The 17,014-nt window shown below is 68.9% G+C and carries 16 protein-coding genes and 1 tRNA gene; 13 read left to right on the plus strand and 4 right to left on the minus strand.

Annotation, left to right across the window (positions count from 1 at the left end; translation table 11 throughout):
* Window positions 1–16: 16 nt before the first annotated feature.
* The 8 genes from ACFV7R_RS08020 (at window position 17) to glmS (ending at window position 9,221) form a co-directional block, all read left to right on the plus strand.
* Window positions 17–874, plus strand: coding sequence for a siderophore-interacting protein (locus tag ACFV7R_RS08020; protein WP_385261203.1), 858 nt, complete (start codon window positions 17–19; stop codon window positions 872–874).
* Between the two features lie 154 nt (window positions 875–1,028).
* Window positions 1,029–2,471 (plus strand): lysine decarboxylase DesA, encoded by a 1,443-nt coding sequence (gene desA, locus ACFV7R_RS08025; RefSeq protein WP_385261206.1) that lies wholly within the window; start codon window positions 1,029–1,031, stop codon window positions 2,469–2,471.
* Window positions 2,428–3,732, plus strand: coding sequence for a lysine N(6)-hydroxylase/L-ornithine N(5)-oxygenase family protein (locus ACFV7R_RS08030; RefSeq protein WP_385261209.1), 1,305 nt, complete (start codon window positions 2,428–2,430; stop codon window positions 3,730–3,732). The genes desA and ACFV7R_RS08030 overlap by 44 nt, the downstream gene beginning before the upstream one ends.
* On the plus strand, window positions 3,729–4,277 hold the full coding sequence (locus ACFV7R_RS08035) for a GNAT family N-acetyltransferase (protein WP_385261211.1): 549 nt from the start codon (window positions 3,729–3,731) through the stop codon (window positions 4,275–4,277). Before ACFV7R_RS08030 ends, ACFV7R_RS08035 begins: the two co-directional genes overlap by 4 nt.
* Entirely contained in the window at window positions 4,274–6,043 is a 1,770-nt protein-coding gene (locus ACFV7R_RS08040; protein ID WP_385261214.1) for an IucA/IucC family protein, read from the plus strand. The genes ACFV7R_RS08035 and ACFV7R_RS08040 overlap by 4 nt, the downstream gene beginning before the upstream one ends.
* Before the next feature lie 116 nt (window positions 6,044–6,159).
* Window positions 6,160–7,044 (plus strand): DUF4429 domain-containing protein, encoded by an 885-nt coding sequence (locus tag ACFV7R_RS08045; RefSeq protein WP_385261216.1) that lies wholly within the window; start codon window positions 6,160–6,162, stop codon window positions 7,042–7,044.
* Between the two features lie 86 nt (window positions 7,045–7,130).
* On the plus strand, window positions 7,131–7,388 hold the full coding sequence (locus ACFV7R_RS08050) for a hypothetical protein (RefSeq protein ID WP_129802545.1): 258 nt from the start codon (window positions 7,131–7,133) through the stop codon (window positions 7,386–7,388).
* 15 nt (window positions 7,389–7,403) lie between these two features.
* Window positions 7,404–9,221, plus strand: a complete 1,818-nt coding sequence (gene glmS / locus ACFV7R_RS08055; RefSeq protein ID WP_129802471.1) for a glutamine--fructose-6-phosphate transaminase (isomerizing) — start codon at window positions 7,404–7,406, stop codon at window positions 9,219–9,221.
* A gap of 149 nt (window positions 9,222–9,370) precedes the next feature.
* Here the strand turns inward: glmS and ACFV7R_RS08060 are convergent, their stop codons facing one another.
* Together ACFV7R_RS08060 and ACFV7R_RS08065 are read right to left on the minus strand one after the other, a co-directional pair.
* Window positions 9,371–9,937 carry a GPR1/FUN34/YaaH family transporter gene (locus tag ACFV7R_RS08060; protein ID WP_385261219.1) on the minus strand — a complete coding sequence of 189 codons (567 nt, stop codon included), beginning with the start codon at window positions 9,935–9,937 and terminating at the stop codon, window positions 9,371–9,373.
* A gap of 150 nt (window positions 9,938–10,087) precedes the next feature.
* The gene (locus ACFV7R_RS08065; protein WP_129802469.1) at window positions 10,088–10,615 is read right to left on the minus strand and encodes a universal stress protein; all 528 of its coding nucleotides are present in this window, start codon (window positions 10,613–10,615) and stop codon (window positions 10,088–10,090) included.
* A gap of 340 nt (window positions 10,616–10,955) precedes the next feature.
* On the opposite strand from ACFV7R_RS08065, the gene ACFV7R_RS08070 reads away from it, so the two are divergent.
* The 4 genes from ACFV7R_RS08070 to ACFV7R_RS08085 all read left to right on the plus strand — a co-directional run bounded on the left by ACFV7R_RS08070 (window position 10,956) and on the right by ACFV7R_RS08085 (window position 13,902).
* Window positions 10,956–11,285, plus strand: coding sequence for a hypothetical protein (locus tag ACFV7R_RS08070; RefSeq protein ID WP_385261222.1), 330 nt, complete (start codon window positions 10,956–10,958; stop codon window positions 11,283–11,285).
* Between the two features lie 377 nt (window positions 11,286–11,662).
* The gene (locus tag ACFV7R_RS08075; protein ID WP_385261225.1) at window positions 11,663–12,913 is read left to right on the plus strand and encodes a helix-turn-helix domain-containing protein; all 1,251 of its coding nucleotides are present in this window, start codon (window positions 11,663–11,665) and stop codon (window positions 12,911–12,913) included.
* 205 nt (window positions 12,914–13,118) lie between these two features.
* Window positions 13,119–13,721: an oligoribonuclease gene (gene orn / locus ACFV7R_RS08080; protein ID WP_385261227.1), complete on the plus strand. Its 603-nt coding sequence runs from the start codon at window positions 13,119–13,121 to the stop codon at window positions 13,719–13,721.
* Between the two features lie 108 nt (window positions 13,722–13,829).
* Window positions 13,830–13,902, plus strand: a tRNA-His gene (locus tag ACFV7R_RS08085).
* Window positions 13,903–13,935: 33 nt separating this feature from the next.
* Here the strand turns inward: ACFV7R_RS08085 and ACFV7R_RS08090 are convergent.
* Entirely contained in the window at window positions 13,936–14,232 is a 297-nt protein-coding gene (locus tag ACFV7R_RS08090; RefSeq protein ID WP_385261229.1) for a hypothetical protein, read from the minus strand.
* 89 nt (window positions 14,233–14,321) lie between these two features.
* Entirely contained in the window at window positions 14,322–15,365 is a 1,044-nt protein-coding gene (locus ACFV7R_RS08095) for a LacI family DNA-binding transcriptional regulator (protein WP_385261231.1), read from the minus strand.
* A 321-nt stretch (window positions 15,366–15,686) separates the two neighbouring features.
* On the opposite strand from ACFV7R_RS08095, the gene ACFV7R_RS08100 reads away from it, so the two are divergent.
* Window positions 15,687–17,009: an extracellular solute-binding protein gene (locus ACFV7R_RS08100; protein WP_385261233.1), complete on the plus strand. Its 1,323-nt coding sequence runs from the start codon at window positions 15,687–15,689 to the stop codon at window positions 17,007–17,009.
* The last annotated feature ends 5 nt before the right edge of the window (window positions 17,010–17,014 follow it).

Genomic DNA, 17,014 nt, shown 5'->3' on the forward strand with positions numbered 1-17,014 from the left:
CGACTCAGGAGCCCTGATGTCGACGGCCGTAGCCGCCCCCTTCCGTTTCTTCTCTCTCCAGGTCGTACGGACGAGGCGGCTCGGGCCGTCTCTCGTCCGGGTCACCTTCGCCGGGAGCGACCTGAGGGACTTCCACTCCGACGGGTGTGATCAGTCCCTGTCGCTGTTCCTGCCCCACCCGGGGCAGAGCGAGCCGCAGGTGCCCCTCGAGCTCGGTGACCACTGGTGGCAGGGCTGGCGCGCGCTGCCCGATGACGTACGGGCGGTGATGCGTTCGTACACGCTCCGGGCGCTGCGCCGCGACCCCGATGAGATCGACATCGATTTCGTGCTCCACGGTGTCGAAGCCGGCGCCGCCGTGCCCGCCGGTCCCGCCTCCCGGTGGGCCGCGCGGGCCGCCGCCGGTGACCGGGTCCTGCTGCTCGGCCCGGCGATCGCGGACAACCGGGCGATCCGGTTCCGGCCGCCGGAGGACACCGACCTGGTGGTGATCTGGGGTGACGAGACCGCCGTACCGGCCGCCGCCGCCATCCTCGAGTCGCTGCCGGCCGGCACCCGCGCCCGGGTCTGGCTGGAGGTGCACCATGCCGAGGACATCCAGGACCTGGGGACCGAGGCCGACGCCGAGGTCACCTGGCTCGTCCAGGACGAGTCGCGCAGCGAGGGGTCCCCCATGGCCCTCGCCGCGCTCAGGGATGCCCAACTCCCGCCCGCCGAGCACCCGTACGTGTGGATCGCGGGCGAGTCGTCCTGCGTGAAGCAGCTGCGCCGGCACTTCGTCGGCGAACGCGGCATCGACCGCCGTCGGGTCACGTTCGTGGGCTACTGGCGGCAGGGGCTGACCGAGGAGCAGCTGCGCGAGCAGGGCGAGTAACCGCTGCCCCGCAGGCCGCGGTTCGGAGTGATCGTGATCACGGTGGGGCCGACGTTTCGCAAGTGATACTTAGGTTAGGCTAACCTAAGTTAAGCCGGGCGGGCCCCGCCTCTCACCCGTCCCGCACGGACCGTCCCCACCGGAGGACCCCCACATGCGCTCGCACCTGCTCAATGACACGACCGCGGAGCAGTACCGCCGCTCCGTGACCGAGGGAGTCGAGCGGGTGGCGGCCAAACTCGCCACCACCACCCGTCCGTTCACCGGCGTCACGGTCGACGCCCTCTCTCCCCGCATCGAGCAGATCGACCTCGACAAGCCGCTGCACGACACCGCCGCGGTCCTGGACGAGCTGGAGGACGTCTACCTCCGGGACGCGATCTACTTCCACCACCCCCGCTACCTGGCCCACCTCAACTGCCCGGTCGTCATCCCGGCCGTGCTCGGCGAGGCGATCCTCTCCGCCGTCAACTCCTCCCTCGACACCTGGGACCAGTCGGCCGGCGGCACCCTCATCGAACGCAAGCTCATCGACTGGACCGCCGAGCGCATCGGCCTCGGCCCGGCCGCCGACGGGGTGTTCACCTCCGGCGGCACCCAGTCCAACCTCCAGGCGCTGCTGCTGGCCCGCGAGGAGGCCAAGACCGACTCCTTCGCCGAACTGCGCATCTTCGCCTCCGAGGTGAGCCACTTCAGCGTCAAGAAGTCGGCGAAACTGCTCGGCCTGAGCCAGGACTCCGTGGTCTCCATCCCCGTCGACCACGACAAGCGCATGCAGACGGTCGCGCTCGCCCATGAGCTGGAGCGCTGCAAGAGGGACGGTCTCGTCCCCATGGCAGTGGTCGCCACCGCCGGCACCACCGACTTCGGCTCCATCGACCCACTGCCGGAGATCGCCGAGCTGTGCGCCCAGTACGGCGCCTGGATGCACGTCGACGCCGCCTACGGCTGTGGACTGCTCACCTCGCTCACCCGCCGCGCCCTCCTCGACGGCATCGAGCGGGCCGACTCGGTCACCGTGGACTACCACAAGTCCTTCTTCCAGCCGGTGAGTTCGTCGGCGGTCCTGGTCCGCGACGCGGCCACGCTGCGCCACGCCACCTACCACGCGGAGTACCTCAACCCGCGCCGCATGGTGCAGGAACGTATCCCCAACCAGGTCGACAAGTCCCTCCAGACCACCCGCCGCTTCGACGCCCTCAAGCTGTGGATGACGCTGCGCGTCATGGGCGCCGACGGCATCGGGCAGCTCTTCGACGAGGTCTGCGACCTGGCGGAGGAGGGCTGGAAACTGCTCGCCGCCGACCCGCGCTACGACGTCGTCGTCGAGCCGACCCTGTCCACCCTGGTCTTCCGCTACATCCCGGCGTCCGTCACCGACCCCGCCGAGATCGACCGCGCCAACCTCTACGCCCGCAAGGCCCTGTTCGCCTCCGGCGAGGCCATCGTCGCGGGCACCAAGGTGAACGGCCGTCACTACCTGAAGTTCACCCTGCTCAACCCCGAGACGAAGGCGTCCGACATCGCCGCCGTCCTCGATCTGATCGCCGGCCATGCCGAGCAGTACCTGGGAGAATCCCTTGACCGCGCTTCCTGACACCACGAACAAGACCTACGACTTCGTGGGGATCGGGCTCGGCCCGTTCAACCTCGGCCTCGCCTGCCTCACCGAGCCCATAGCCGAACTCGACGGGGTCTTCCTGGAGTCGAAGCCCGACTTCGAGTGGCACGCCGGCATGTTCCTCGACGGCGCCCATCTCCAGACGCCGTTCATGTCGGACCTGGTCACCCTGGCCGATCCGACATCCCCGTACTCCTTCCTCAACTACCTGAAGGAGCAGGGCCGGCTGTACTCGTTCTACATCCGCGAGAACTTCTACCCGCTGCGTGTCGAGTACGACGACTACTGCCGCTGGGCCGCGAACAGAGCGAGCAGCATCCGCTTCAACACGACGGTCACCGAGGTGACGTACGAGGACGACCTGTACGTCGTGAAGACACAGACCGGCGACGTGTACCGCGCCCGCCACCTGGTCCTCGGCACCGGCACCTCGCCGTACCTCCCCGAGGCCTGCCGTGACCTGGGCGGCGACTTCCTCCACAACTCGCGCTACATGCAGCACAAGGCGGAGTTGCAGCAGAAGGAGTCGATCACGCTGGTCGGCAGCGGCCAGTCCGCCGCCGAGATCTACTACGACCTGCTCAGCGAGATCGACGTCCACGGCTACCAGCTGAACTGGGTGACGCGCTCCCCGCGCTTCTTCCCCCTCGAGTACACCAAGCTCACGCTGGAGATGACCTCCCCGGAGTACATCGACTACTACCACGCGCTGCCGGAGAAGACCCGCTACCGTCTCACGGCCGAGCAGAAGGGCCTGTTCAAGGGCATCGACGGCGACCTGATCAACGAGATCTTCGACCTGCTCTACCAGAAGAACCTCGGCGGCCCGGTCCCGACGCGGCTGCTCACCAACTCGTCCCTGAACAGCGCGTCGTACGACAACGGCACGTACACCCTGGGCTTCCGTCAGGAGGAGCAGGAGCGGGACTTCGAGATCGACTCGCAGGGCCTGGTCCTCGCCACCGGCTACAAGTACATCGAGCCGGAGTTCCTGGCGCCGATCCGCGACCGGCTCGTCTACGACTCCCAGGGCAACTTCGACGTCGCCCGCAACTACGCCGTCGATGTCACCGGCAGAGGCGTCTTCCTCCAGAACGCCGGCGTCCACACCCACAGCATCACGTCCCCCGACCTGGGCATGGGCGCGTACCGCAACAGCTACATCATCCGCGAGCTGCTCGGCTCGGAGTACTACCCGGTCGAGAAGACCATCGCGTTCCAGGAGTTCGCCGTATGACCTTCACTTTCCGCCCCCTCGACCCGCTGAAGGACGCGGAGCTCCTGCACGCCTGGGTCACGCACCCCAAGGCGGCCTTCTGGATGATGCAGGGCGCCAGACTGGAGGACGTCGAGCGCGAGTACATGCGGATCGCGGCCGACGAGCACCACCATGCGCTGCTCGGGCTGCAGGACGGCGAGCCCGCCTTCCTCATGGAGAAGTACGACCCCGCCCACCGCGAACTGGTCGGCCTCTACGAGCCCCGGCCCGGCGACGTCGGCATGCACTTCCTGGTGCCGCCGACGGACACACCGGTCCACGGGTTCACCCGGGCCGTCATCACCGCCGTGATGGCGCACCTCTTCGAGGACCCGGCGGTGGAACGCGTCGTCGTCGAACCGGACGTTTCCAACAAGGCCGTGCACGCCCTGAACGAGGCCGTCGGCTTCGTGGCCGAGCGCGAGATCCAGAAGCCGGAGAAGAAGGCGTTGCTGAGCTTCTGCACCCGTGAGCAATTCTTTAAAATTCAACACAGCTTGGTGGCGACGGGGGTGACCGTATGAGCCTCGCCGACGCCGTGGCCCACCTCTCCCCCGAGCGCTGGGAGCAGGCCAACCGCCTGCTGGTCCGCAAGGCCCTCGCCGAGTTCGCGCACGAGCGGCTGATCACCCCCGAGCAGGACGGCGACGAGTACGTCGTCCGCAGCGACGACGGGCTGACGCGGTACCGCTTCACCGCCACCCGCCGCGCCCTCGACCACTGGCAGGTCGACGCCGACTCCATCAGCCGGCACCGCGACGGCAGCGAACTCCCGCTGGCCGCACTGGACTTCTTCATCGAGCTGAAGCAGGCGCTCGGCCTGAGCAAGGAGATCCTCCCCGTCTACCTGGAGGAGATCTCCTCCACCCTCTCCGGCACCTGCTACAAGCTCACCAAGCCGCAGGTCCCGGTCGCCGAGCTCGCGAAAAGCGGCTTCCAGGACATCGAGACCGGCATGACCGAGGGCCACCCCTGCTTCGTCGCCAACAACGGGCGGCTCGGCTTCGGGATCCACGAGTACCTGTCGTACGCCCCCGAGACCGCGAGCCCGGTCCGGCTGGTGTGGCTGGCCGCGCACCGGTCGCGGGCGGCGTTCACGGCCGGCATCGGGATCGAGTACGAGTCCTTTCTGCGGGACGAGTTGGGCGATGTGACGCTGAACCGTTTCCGCGACACACTCTCGGACCAGGGCCTCGACCCCGCCGACTATCTCCTCATCCCCGTCCACCCCTGGCAGTGGTGGAACAAGCTCACCGTCACCTTCGCCGCCGAGGTGGCGCGCGGATACCTGGTGTGCCTCGGTGAGGGCGACGACGAGTACCTGGCCCAGCAGTCCATCCGCACCTTCTTCAACAGGTCCCACCCCGAGAAGCACTACGTGAAGACGGCCCTGTCCGTCATCAACATGGGCTTCATGCGCGGACTGTCCGCCGCCTACATGGAGGCCACCCCGGCGATCAACGACTGGCTCGCCCAGCTCATCGAGGGCGACCCGGTGCTGAAGTCGACGGGCCTGTCGATCATCCGGGAGCGGGCGGCGGTCGGCTACCGGCACCTGGAGTACGAGAAGGCGACGGACCGCTACTCGCCGTACCGCAAGATGCTGGCCGCACTGTGGCGGGAGAGCCCGGTGCCGTCGCTCCAGGAGGGCGAGTCCCTCGCCACCATGGCCTCCCTGCTCCACCTGGACCACGAGGGCGCCTCCTTCGCGGGCGCGCTGATCGAGCAGTCGGGGCTGGCGCCGCAGGAGTGGCTGCGCCGCTACCTGCGGGCGTACTTCACCCCGCTGCTGCACAGCTTCTACGCCTACGACCTGGTCTTCATGCCGCACGGCGAGAACGTCATCCTGGTGCTGAAGGACGGCGCCGTCCAGCGCGCGATCTACAAGGACATCGCCGAGGAGATCGCGGTCATGGACCGGGAGGCGGTACTGCCGCCGACGGTGGAGCGACTGCGCGTGGACGTCCCCGAGGACAAGAAACTCCTGTCCATCTTCACGGACGTCTTCGACTGTTTCTTCCGCTTCCTCGCCGCGAACCTCGCCACCGAGGGGATTCTGGAGGAGGACGACTTCTGGGGCACGGTCGCCGACGTCACCCGTGAGTACCAGGCGTCGATGCCCGAACTCGCCGACAAGTTCCGGCAGTACGACATGTTCGCCCCCGAGTTCGCGCTGTCCTGCCTCAACCGGCTCCAGCTGCGCAACAACGAGCAGATGGTGGACCTCGCGGACCCGTCCGGCGCACTCCAGCTGGTCGGCAACCTGAAGAACCCCATCGCAGGGCGCTGAGCCCCTCGGACGGACGGGCACCCCGGAGTACGGTCCTCCGGGGTGCCCGTCAGCGTTCTCTGAGGTCCCACAGGTGTGGACCACTCTCTCGTGAGCCGGGTGGAACAATCCCCCTCATGGTGGAAATCATCCAGAAGGACGGCACATGGGTCTTCGACGGCGACGCCCTGCGGCTGACCCCGGGGCGGGACAAGAACGTCGGTCTGCTGCGCAAGGCACTGGGTGAACTCGTCGTACCTCTGGGGGCGTTGGCAGGCATATCCTTCGAGCACGGCCGTAAGACGGGACGGCTCCGGCTGCGGCTGCGGGACGGCGCCGATCCGCTGCTGCACGCGACCGGCGGCCGGCTGACCGAACCCCACGACCCGTACCAGCTGATCGTCGACTCCGACCGCTACGGCGTCGCCGAGTACGTCGTGGAGGAGGTGCGCAACGCCCTTCTGCTGGACCAGGTGCCCTCCGACCCGGTCTCCCAGTACCTGCTGCCGGGCCCGGCGGTCCCGCTGTCGGCTGCCGCCGGCGACGGCACCGCGAGCTTCGACGGCGAGCAGGTGCGCCTGGAGTGGAACTGGAAGACGGAGGACGCCAAGTCGGCCGTCGGCACCCGCGTCCTGGCGGTCACCGACATCGCGGCCGTGGAGTGGCATCCGGCGGCCGGCCTGGAGAACGGCTACCTCCGCTTCACCGTGAAGAACGCCCCCACCAAGGCCCCGCCGAAGTACGACCCCAACTCCGTGGAGCTGTGGGGCTTCAAGAAGGACCCGCTGATGGCCCTGGTCGCGGCGGCCGTACAGGCCCGCCTCCCGCATCCGGCCGCGGCCGCCGCGGACGCCCCCGCTCCGGATGCGGCACCGCCCGCGCAGGCCGCCCCCGCGACCGAGGACGACCATGACGCGCTGCTGCGCCGCCTGCGCGAGCTGGGCGAGCTGCACCGTTCGGGGGTGCTCACCGACGAGGAGTTCACGCTGGCCAAGCAGGCGGTCCTGAAACGGATGCAGTGAAGGTCACACACGGGTCACACACAGCTCCTGCCCGGAAGCGGGCAGGAATCTTGCGAAACCGTCTCCCGTACTCCAGGATCTACCGGGTGCACGACGAACTCGTTGATCATCTGACGCGGTCCTCGCCCCTCAGCCGGGGCGAGGCGCTGCGCGTGATCCAGGACGTGCTCGCCTACTTCGACGAGACGACCGAGGAATACGTCCGTCGCCGCCACCGCGAGCTCCAGGCGCAGGGCCTGGTGAACGCGACGATCTTCGAACGGATCGAGGCGGACCTGAAATATCGCGCGGTGGCGCCGCCCGAGCTCACACTCAGGCAGCTCCGGCGCATCGTCTACGGCTGAGGAATACGTATACATATGTGCGGAATCGTCGGATACATCGGGAAGCGTGACGTCGCCCCCCTGCTCCTGGAAGGCCTGCAGCGCCTGGAGTACCGCGGCTACGACTCGGCGGGCATCGTCGTCACGTCCCCGAAGGCGGCCGGCCTGAAGATGGTCAAGGCCAAGGGCCGGGTCCGGGACCTGGAGGCCAAGGTGCCGGCCCGCTTCAAGGGCACCACCGGCATCGCCCACACCCGCTGGGCCACCCACGGCGCCCCCTCCGACGTCAACGCCCACCCGCACCTCGACGCCGAGAGCAAGGTCGCCGTCGTCCACAACGGCATCATCGACAACGCCTCCGACCTGCGCCGCAAGCTGGAGGCGGACGGCGTCGAGTTCCTCTCCGAGACCGACACCGAGGTCCTCGTCCACCTCATCGCCCGCTCCCAGGCGGAGAAGCTGGAGGACAAGGTCCGCGAGACCCTCCGGCTCATCGAGGGCACGTACGGCATCGCCGTCCTGCACGCCGACTTCCCCGACCGGATCGTCGTCGCCCGCAACGGCTCCCCGGTCGTCCTCGGCATCGGCGAGAAGGAGATGTTCGTCGCCTCGGACATCGCCGCCCTGGTCACCCACACCCGCCAGATAGTGACCCTCGACGACGGCGAGATGGCCACCCTCAAGGCCGACGACTTCCGCACGTACACCACCGAGGGCACCCGCACCACCGCCGAGCCGACCACCGTCGAGTGGGAGGCCGCCTCGTACGACATGGGCGGCCACGACACCTACATGCACAAGGAGATCCACGAGCAGGCCGACGCCGTGGACCGCGTGCTGCGCGGCCGTATCGACGACCGCTTCTCCACCGTGCACCTCGGCGGCCTGAACCTGGACGCCCGCGAGGCCCGCCGGATCCGCCGCGTGAAGATCCTCGGCTGCGGCACCTCGTACCACGCGGGCATGATCGGCGCCCAGATGATCGAGGAACTGGCCCGCATCCCCGCCGACGCCGAACCGGCCTCGGAGTTCCGCTACCGCAACGCGGTCGTCGACCCCGACACCCTCTACATCGCCGTCTCGCAGTCCGGCGAGACGTACGACGTCCTGGCGGCCGTCCAGGAACTGAAGCGCAAGGGCGCGCGGGTGCTGGGCATCGTGAACGTGGTCGGCTCCGCGATCGCCCGCGAGGCCGACGGCGGCATCTACGTGCACGCGGGCCCGGAGGTCTGCGTGGTGTCGACCAAGTGCTTCACGAACACCACGGTCGCCTTCGCCCTCCTCGCCCTCCACCTCGGCCGCACCCGCGACCTCTCGGTCCGGGACGGCAAGCGGATCATCGAGGGTCTGCGCAGGCTGCCGGAGCAGATCGCCGAGATCATGAAGCAGGAGGAGGAGATCGAGAAGCTGGCCAAGCAGTACGCCGACGCCCGCTCGATGCTCTTCATCGGCCGTGTGCGTGGCTACCCCGTGGCCCGTGAGGCCTCCCTGAAGCTCAAGGAGGTCTCCTACATCCACGCCGAGGCCTACCCCGCCTCCGAGCTGAAGCACGGCCCGCTCGCCCTCATCGAGCCCGCCCTTCCGACGGTCGCGATCGTCCCCGACGACGACCTGCTGGAGAAGAACCGCGCCGCGATGGAGGAGATCAAGGCCCGCAGCGGCAAGATCCTCGCGGTGGCCCACCAGGAACAGGAGAAGGCCGACCAGACGATCGTCGTCCCGAAGAACGAGGACGAACTGGACCCGATCCTCATGGGCATCCCGCTCCAGCTCCTGGCGTACCACACGGCATTGGCCCTCGGACGGGACATCGACAAGCCCAGGAACCTCGCCAAGTCAGTAACGGTCGAGTAGTTGGCCTAAAGGGGCGCGGGGAACTGCGCGACAAGCCCCCACGCACCCGCAGAGGCCATACAAAGAGGACGGGCCCCCACGTGTTGCCACCAAACACGGGGGGTCCGCCCTACTCGCCGGGGAGCCGCCCAACCCCCCAGCCTGCGCAGCTAACCGGTAGCCGTCACTCCCCGGCCCGCCGCACGTCGCGGAAGAGCCGTCGGCCAGTGCGCAAGTGCCGCAGTCGCGGCGTACCAGGCCACCGCCCCCGCCGCCACGGCGAACCAGCCACCCACCTTGGTCAGACCGTCGCTGTCGGCGAAGCCGGCGATCGCCATGAGCAACAGGGCGACGAAGAACAGCCCGTACGCACCCTGCCCGAGCTGGTCCCCACCCGCGAGGGTGAGAGACAGCGCCACAAGAGCGAACAGCAGCAGGAAGAGCCCCGCCGCGTTGGCGGATACCTGGTTGTCGACGGATACGGCCCACGTGAACCACAGCGCGCCGAGCACCGAGAACGCCGTACCACTGACGGAGTCCCGCTCACGGAAGGCCATCAGCCCGGCGACGAAGAGGGCAATGCCGCCCACGTACTGGGCGATTGATACGGCGTCAGCAGCCGACACACCGTCGATCACGCCGGTGTGGCCAAGCCCGAAGGCCAACAGGGTGATACCCAGGGCGAGTCGGCCGACCACGGTAGTGATTCCGCTTCCCGCAGAGACGTCGTTGTCCACGGCGGGCTCCCTTCATGCATGTGCAGTTGTGCGGTGACCGGTATATGCCCTTCACAAAGACACAAACACATCTACGCGCGAGTAGATTTTTCCAGCGCACAAAGGGGGTTCGCCCTGCCCACCGGGCATCTCACCTGGACCAACGGCGAGTTACGGAATCACAACGACGGGCCGCTTGGCCCGCTTGGCGAGCCGCCCGGCGACCGAGCCGAAGATGCGCCCGACGATGCCGTGCGTGGAGCCGACGACGATCGCGTCCGCTTCGTACTCCCGCCCGACCTCCTCGAGTTCGTGGCAGATGTCACCGCCGCGCTCGACCAGGATCCAGGGCACCTCGGCGAGGTAGTCCGCGCAGGCGAGTTCCAGCCCCAGGACCTCGGTCCGGTGGTCGGGAACATCCACGAACACGGGCGGCTCGCAGCCGGCCCACACGGTGGTGGGCAGCCGGTTGGCCACATGGACGATGATCAGGCCCGCACGGGAGCGCTGGGCCATGCCGATCGCGTACGCGAGGGCCCGCTCGCTGGAGGTCGAGCCGTCGAAGCCGACGACGACGCCGTGCTTGAAGGCGGGGTCGCACGCATGGCGTGACTCTTCCGCCGCCAGGGGATCGGCCGCCGTCGGGTCGGCAACCGGCCGCTTGCGGTCCGCGGGTTCGAAGAATTCGTGACCGGCCATGGCTGTCTCGGCGTTGTGATCCTTATATGGGAGGGACGACAGTGTGCGGCGGAGCTGTGTCCGGGAATCATCTTCCCGACCCCATACCCTCAAGGGTACGGCGGCACGCCTCCTTAGCCCAGATCCCGCGCACGTCCGCGGCGGGTTCCCCGGAGCATGCACGAGGGGGCGCCCGTAACGCAATGGTTGCTGCCCCGTACAGGCGGTTTGCACAGCATTCAATTACATGAGGGTGGGCCTTCCGCCCGGCGACGACCCAGATCAGGCCCCGCCCGAAGCCGGGAGTGACCGACCGGTCGAACAGGCGTTGAACCCCGTGACCATCGCCACAGGGAGCCCGATGTCCGCACCCCCCACGCCCCCCGAGGCGCACCCCGGGACCCCGCCCGGCCCGGACCCGGTGACCGACCTGATCCGCTGGGCCGCCTTCAGCTGTGCCCTCGTCCCGGTGGTCCTGCTCTGGTACGGAACCTCCCTGGCCGGCGCCGCCGGCACCGCCCTCGGTCTCGCGGTCGTCACCGCCGTCTGCCGGCTTCTGCTGCGCCGCTCCGAGCGCGGCGCCCGGCTGCTCGCCGAGGAGGGCGCGCCCCAGCGGGGCCGGCATCACCGGACCGGACCGGGGGCGCACCGGGGCGGACGCCGGTCCGGCGGAAATACTCCGGCCGGTTGACCGGTTTCCGCGCACGCGCCCGTATCTTTTCAGCCAACTTCTCAAGGGTGTGCATCACCGACCTCAAGCACCCCTCAACCCCCGTTCGACCTGCACGGAAAGGGTCTCGGGGGGCTCGCGCACCCTACGTGGATTGGCCACTGCTACAAGGCGCACTTCCCTGCACGGCCCGGGAGTGCAACGCTTCGTGATCGAATGCTTTACGCCAAGTTGCCAAGTCGACAATGTGCCCGGTGATGAACCGGCCACGCCGGCACGGCGGAACACAGTAGATTCGATCTTGACTGTCTACGGCGGGGGACTCGTGCAGGACCAAGGGGAAACGTGCAGGAGCGACACAACCGAGGAGCCGCGACCACCAAGGGGGGCTTAGCAGTATGAGCCACGACTCCACCGCCGCGCCCGATGCCGCAGTCCGGAAACTCTCCGGGCGACGCCGCAAGGAGATCGTCGCGGTGCTGCTGTTCAGCGGCGGCCCCATCTTCGAAAGTTCCATACCGCTGTCGGTGTTCGGGATCGACCGCCAGGACGCTGGCGTGCCGCGCTACCGACTGCTGGTGTGCGGCGGCGAGGAAGGCCCACTGCGGACCACAGGGGGCCTGGAACTCAGCGCACCGCATGGCCTGGAGGCGATCGCCCGGGCGGGCACGGTGGTCGTGCCGGCCTGGCGTTCGATCACTTCACCGCCACCGGAGGAGGCGCTCGACGCGCTGCGCCGGGCGCACGAGGAGGGTGCCCGCATCGTGGGCCTGTGCACCGGCGCGTTCGTGCTGGCCGCCGCCGGCCTGCTGGACGGCCGCCCGGCCACGACCCACTGGATGTACGCACCGACCCTGGCCAAGCGCTACCCGTCGGTGCACGTCGACCCGCGTGAGCTGTTCGTCGACGACGGAGACGTACTGACCTCCGCGGGCACGGCGGCCGGGATCGACCTGTGTCTGCACATCGTGCGGACGGACCACGGCAACGAGGCAGCCGGCGCGCTGGCCCGGCGTCTGGTGGTCCCCCCGCGCCGGAGCGGCGGTCAGGAGCGCTACCTCGATCGGTCTTTACCAGAGGAAATCGGCGCCGACCCGCTCGCCGAGGTCGTCGCCTGGGCGCTGGAACACCTCCACGAGCAGTTCGACGTGGAGACGCTGGCCGCGCGTGCGTACATGAGCCGGCGCACCTTCGACCGCCGGTTCCGCTCACTGACGGGCAGCGCGCCGCTGCAGTGGCTGATCACCCAGCGAGTGCTGCAGGCGCAGCGCCTGCTGGAGACGTCGGACTACTCGGTGGACGAGGTGGCGGGCCGCTGCGGCTTCCGCTCGCCGGTCGCCCTGCGCGGCCACTTCCGCCGCCAGCTGGGCTCGTCCCCGGCCGCGTACCGGGCGGCGTACCGCGCCCGGCGCCCGCAGTCCGACCGCCCGTCGGACAGCGAGGGCCCGGCCGGCCCGCCCCCACCGATGACCGGACCGCCGTCCCAGGCGGGCCTTCCGGCCTCGCCCCTGCACCCGGAGGCCCCGGTCCCGCTCCAGACCCGCCGCACGGCCGCGAGCGCGGTCGGCTCATCGGCGCCCCTGTCGCCCGACCACGCCCGGGACGCCTACGCCCGGGCAAGCCTGCCGGGACAGCGCAGCGGGACGTGATCACGTAACAACGGGGTCCACGGGGCAGCAACGCCCTGTGGACCCCGCCACACTTTTCGGCGCAGGCCGACAGAAATCAACCGGTGCCGGCCGTTCGAAGACGAGGCCGTCCAGGCCGAAAGCGGGACCTGGCGGCCGCAGCCCCCAGCGAGACCGGCGCCGACGCGGGGACCTCATAAACGGACGTCGGCTTTAGGGTGGTCGCATGAACGATCGCATGGTGTGGATCGACTGCGAGATGACCGGCCTCTCGCTGTCCGACGACGCGCTCATCGAGGTGGCCGCCCTCGTCACCGACTCCGAGCTGAACGTACTCGGCGAGGGTGTCGACATCGTCATCCGTCCGCCGGACTCCGCGCTGGAGACGATGCCGGAAGTGGTACGTCAGATGCACACCGCGTCCGGACTGCTCGCCGAGCTGCCGAACGGCACGACGCTGGCGGACGCCGAGGAGCAGGTCCTGGCGTATGTCCGCGAACACGTCAAGGAACCCGGCAAGGCCCCGCTGTGCGGCAACTCCGTCGGCACGGACCGCGGCTTCCTGCTGCGCGACATGCCGACCCTGGAGAACTACCTCCACTACCGGATCGTCGACGTCTCCAGCATCAAGGAGCTGGCCCGGCGCTGGTACCCGAGGGCGTACTTCAACAGCCCGGAGAAGAACGGCAACCACCGCGCCCTCGCCGACATCCGCGAATCCATCGCGGAACTGCGCTACTACCGGGAGGCCGTCTTCGTACCGCAGCCCGGCCCGGACTCGGACACCGCCAGAGCGATCGCCGCGAAGCACGTCCTGCCCGCGCAGTAGGCGCCGCCACCGGAGGGCCCTGGAAAAGCCGGGCGCGAGCACCCCTGCGGACCCTGTACACTTTTTCTCGGCCGGTCGGGGAAACCACTGCGAGAACCGCCGGTCATGGTGGGTGTAGCTCAGCTGGTAGAGCACCTGGTTGTGGTCCAGGATGCCGCGGGTTCGAGTCCCGTCACTCACCCTTGAGGACCGAGGGCTGATCCCTGAAAAGGGATCAGCCCTCGGTCCTTCCCCGGCCCGATTCCGGATCCGGCAGGATCTTCCTGAGTTCCGCCTCGATCCCCGGCCGCGTCCGCCCCACTTCCTTCGCATACTCGGAGACGGTGGCGCCGAGGTCGCGGTCGAGATCACGCCAGGCGCGCCACGCCGTCTCGTACGTCTCGGTCTGGACCTCGGTCCAGCCGCCCTTCTGGGTCGGCGGACCGTAGGCGTCCCGAAGCTCCAGGACCTTCGTGTGCGCCTCGTCCGCGGCCCGCTGCATCTCCACAAGTTCTTCGAAGGTGTGTGCCACGCACGGATCTTAAGCACGACCCCCGCAGGCGCGCGCTCCGACCGGCCGTCCGCGCGCTTGGGCCTGACTCACCCGGCGCACACCCGGCTCTACGACGACGTCCGCTCCACCAGCTCCGTGGCCAGCACCACCTGCCGCCGCTCCAGCCCCCGGGACACCGCGGGCCGCCGGTCCGCGATCTCGGTCAGCAACAGGTCGATCATCCTGCGGCCCATCTCCTCTATGGGCTGGCGGACGCTGGTCAGCGGCGGTTCCATATGACGGGCGATGGCGGAGTCGTCGTAGCCGACGAGGGCGACGTCCTCGGGGGTACGGAGGCCCGCCTCGCGCAGGACCTGGCGGGCGCCGGCCGCCGTGACGTCCGAGGCGGCGAAGACCGCGTCCAGGTCGGGGCAGCGGGCCAGCAGCTCGGTCATCGCGCGCCGGCCGCCCTCCTCGGTGAAGTCACCCGGCTCGATCAGGTCCTCGTCCACCGCGTGGCCCGCGTCACGCAGCGCCTCGCGGTAGCCGTCGATACGCCGCTGGGCGCCGTACACGTCCAGACGGCCGGTGATGTGGGCTATGCGGCGGCGGCCCCGGCCCAGCAGATGCTCGACGGCCGAGCGGGCACCGCCGTAGTTGTCCGAGTCGACGGAGGTCAGCGTCTCCTGCGCCGATCTCGGGCCGCTGATCACCGCCGGGATCTCCAGCTGGGCCAGCAGATCCGGCAGGGGGTCGTCGGCATGCACCGAGACCAGCAGGACGCCGTCCACCCGGTGCGCCGCCAGGTACTGGGCGAGCCGCTGCCGCTCCCGGTCGCTGCCGGCGAAGATCAGCAGCAGCTGCATCTCCGTGTCGGACAGCTCGGCGCCGACACCCTTCAGCATGTCCGAGAAGTACGGTTCCGCGAAGAACCGGGTCTCCGGCTCGGGGACGACGAGGGCGATCGCGTCCGTGCGGTTGGCGGCCAGGGCGCGGGCGGCCGTGTTCGGGACGTAACCGAGCTCGGCGACCGCCGCCTCCACGGCGGCGCGGGTCGCGTCGCTGACCCGGGGCGAGCCGTTGATCACCCGGGAGACCGTGCCGCGGCCCACACCGGCGCGCGCGGCGACCTCCTCCAGGGTCGGCCGGCCACCGCTCCGGCTCCGCACCATGGGCTCCGCCTTTCGCCGCCGTTCATCACCTGGCCTGGAATGTAACAGTCCCCTGTGCTGGAGTGACCTTCGCTGGGGCTGCCGCCCCCCGCTTCGGCATCCAGTTAACAGCCCGATAACTGAACGCATCTCGCCCTGTCCGCTCCCTTGACACCCCCGCTGGAACCGACGACTCTTCAACACATCACTTGTGGGAGCGCTCCCACGGTACCTGACACATACACATCCCGCACGTTCCCCGCCCGAGCCGCAGCGAGAACCAACGGGCCCAGCAATGCAGTTGGCCGGGGGGTCGGCACGTCAGGGCAACAGGAGGACGCAATGCGAGCACGTACCCGAACCGCCCGTCGCAGGGTGGTGGTCCTCGCGGCCGTCGCGTCGCTGGGCGCCGGGCTGCTGGCCGGCTGTGCCGACGACGGAAAAGACGAGGAAGGCTCGTCGTCGGAGGGCGGCAGCGGAGGCAAGACCAAGATCACCCTCGGGCTCTTCGGCACCGCCGGCTTCGAGGAGTCCGGCCTGTACAAGGAGTACGAGAAGCTCCACCCGGACATCGACATCCAGCAGACCGTCGTGGAGCGGAACGAGAACTACTACCCGGCGCTGATCAACCACCTCACCACCAACAGCGGCCTCCAGGACATCCAGATGGTCGAGGTCGGCAACATCGCCGAGATCGTCGAGACCCAGTCGGACAAGCTGCTCGACCTGTCGAAGTACGGCAAGAAGAGCGACTACCTCGGGTGGAAGTGGCAGCAGGCCACCACCAAGGACGGCCAGACCATCGGTGTCGGCACCGACATCGGCCCGATGGCCATCTGCTACCGCACGGACCTGTTCAAGGCGGCCGGTCTGCCCACCGACCGTGAGGAGGTCGGCAAGCTGTGGGCCGGCAGCTGGGACAAGTTCGTCGACGTCGGCAAGCAGTACCAGGACAAGGCGCCCAAGGGCACCACCTTCCTGGACTCCCCCGGCGGACTGATCCAGGCGATCCTCAGCGGTGAGGAGGAGCGGTTCTACGACTCCTCCGGCAAGGTCATCTACAAGACGAACCCGGCCGTGAAGGACGCCTTCGACCTCACCGCGCAGGCCGCCGAGGACGGACTGATCGGCAACCAGACGCAGTTCCAGCCGGCCTGGGACACGACGATCGCCAACAGCAAGTTCGCCGCGATGTCCTGCCCGCCGTGGATGCTCGGCTACATCAAGGGCAAGTCGAAGCCCGAGTCGGCCGGCAAGTGGGACATCGCCCAGGCGCCGAAGGCCGGCAACTGGGGCGGCTCCTTCCTGACCGTGCCCAAGTCCGGCAAGAACACCGAGGAGGCGGCGAAGCTGGCCGCCTGGCTGACCGCGCCCGAGCAGCAGGCCAAGCTGTTCGGCGTACAGGGCAGCTTCCCGAGCACCCCGGCCGCGTACGACTCGACCGAGGTGAAGAGCGCGAAGAACGACATGACCGGTGACGCACCGATCGGCACGATCTTCGCCCAGGCCGCCGAGAACATCCCGGTCCAGACGATCGGCCCGAAGGACCAGATCATCCAGCAGGGCCTGACCGACAACGGCGTCATCCTGGTGACCCAGGGCAAGTCTCCCGAGGAAGCCTGGGACAACGCCGTCAAGACCATCGACAACAACCTGGACCAGTGACCCGT

Source organism: Streptomyces sp. NPDC059866 (assembly GCF_042731325.1).
Taxonomy (GTDB): Bacteria; Actinomycetota; Actinomycetes; order Streptomycetales; family Streptomycetaceae; genus Streptomyces; species Streptomyces flavusporus.

Excerpts from the sequence above, each read along its gene's own strand:
- ACFV7R_RS08020 (WP_385261203.1), top strand. The coding sequence starts at position 17 with ATGTCGACGGCCGTAGCCGCCCCCTTCCGTTTCTTCTCTCTCCAGGTC.
- desA (WP_385261206.1), top strand. The coding sequence starts at position 1,029 with ATGCGCTCGCACCTGCTCAATGACACGACCGCGGAGCAGTACCGCCGC.
- ACFV7R_RS08030 (WP_385261209.1), top strand. The coding sequence starts at position 2,428 with ATGCCGAGCAGTACCTGGGAGAATCCCTTGACCGCGCTTCCTGACACC.
- ACFV7R_RS08035 (WP_385261211.1), top strand. The coding sequence starts at position 3,729 with ATGACCTTCACTTTCCGCCCCCTCGACCCGCTGAAGGACGCGGAGCTC.
- ACFV7R_RS08040 (WP_385261214.1), top strand. The coding sequence starts at position 4,274 with ATGAGCCTCGCCGACGCCGTGGCCCACCTCTCCCCCGAGCGCTGGGAG.
- ACFV7R_RS08045 (WP_385261216.1), top strand. The coding sequence starts at position 6,160 with ATGGTGGAAATCATCCAGAAGGACGGCACATGGGTCTTCGACGGCGAC.
- glmS (WP_129802471.1), top strand. The coding sequence starts at position 7,404 with ATGTGCGGAATCGTCGGATACATCGGGAAGCGTGACGTCGCCCCCCTG.
- ACFV7R_RS08065 (WP_129802469.1), bottom strand. The coding sequence starts at position 10,615 with ATGGCCGGTCACGAATTCTTCGAACCCGCGGACCGCAAGCGGCCGGTT.
- ACFV7R_RS08070 (WP_385261222.1), top strand. The coding sequence starts at position 10,956 with ATGTCCGCACCCCCCACGCCCCCCGAGGCGCACCCCGGGACCCCGCCC.
- ACFV7R_RS08075 (WP_385261225.1), top strand. The coding sequence starts at position 11,663 with ATGAGCCACGACTCCACCGCCGCGCCCGATGCCGCAGTCCGGAAACTC.
- orn (WP_385261227.1), top strand. The coding sequence starts at position 13,119 with ATGAACGATCGCATGGTGTGGATCGACTGCGAGATGACCGGCCTCTCG.
- ACFV7R_RS08095 (WP_385261231.1), bottom strand. The coding sequence starts at position 15,365 with ATGGTGCGGAGCCGGAGCGGTGGCCGGCCGACCCTGGAGGAGGTCGCC.
- ACFV7R_RS08100 (WP_385261233.1), top strand. The coding sequence starts at position 15,687 with ATGCGAGCACGTACCCGAACCGCCCGTCGCAGGGTGGTGGTCCTCGCG.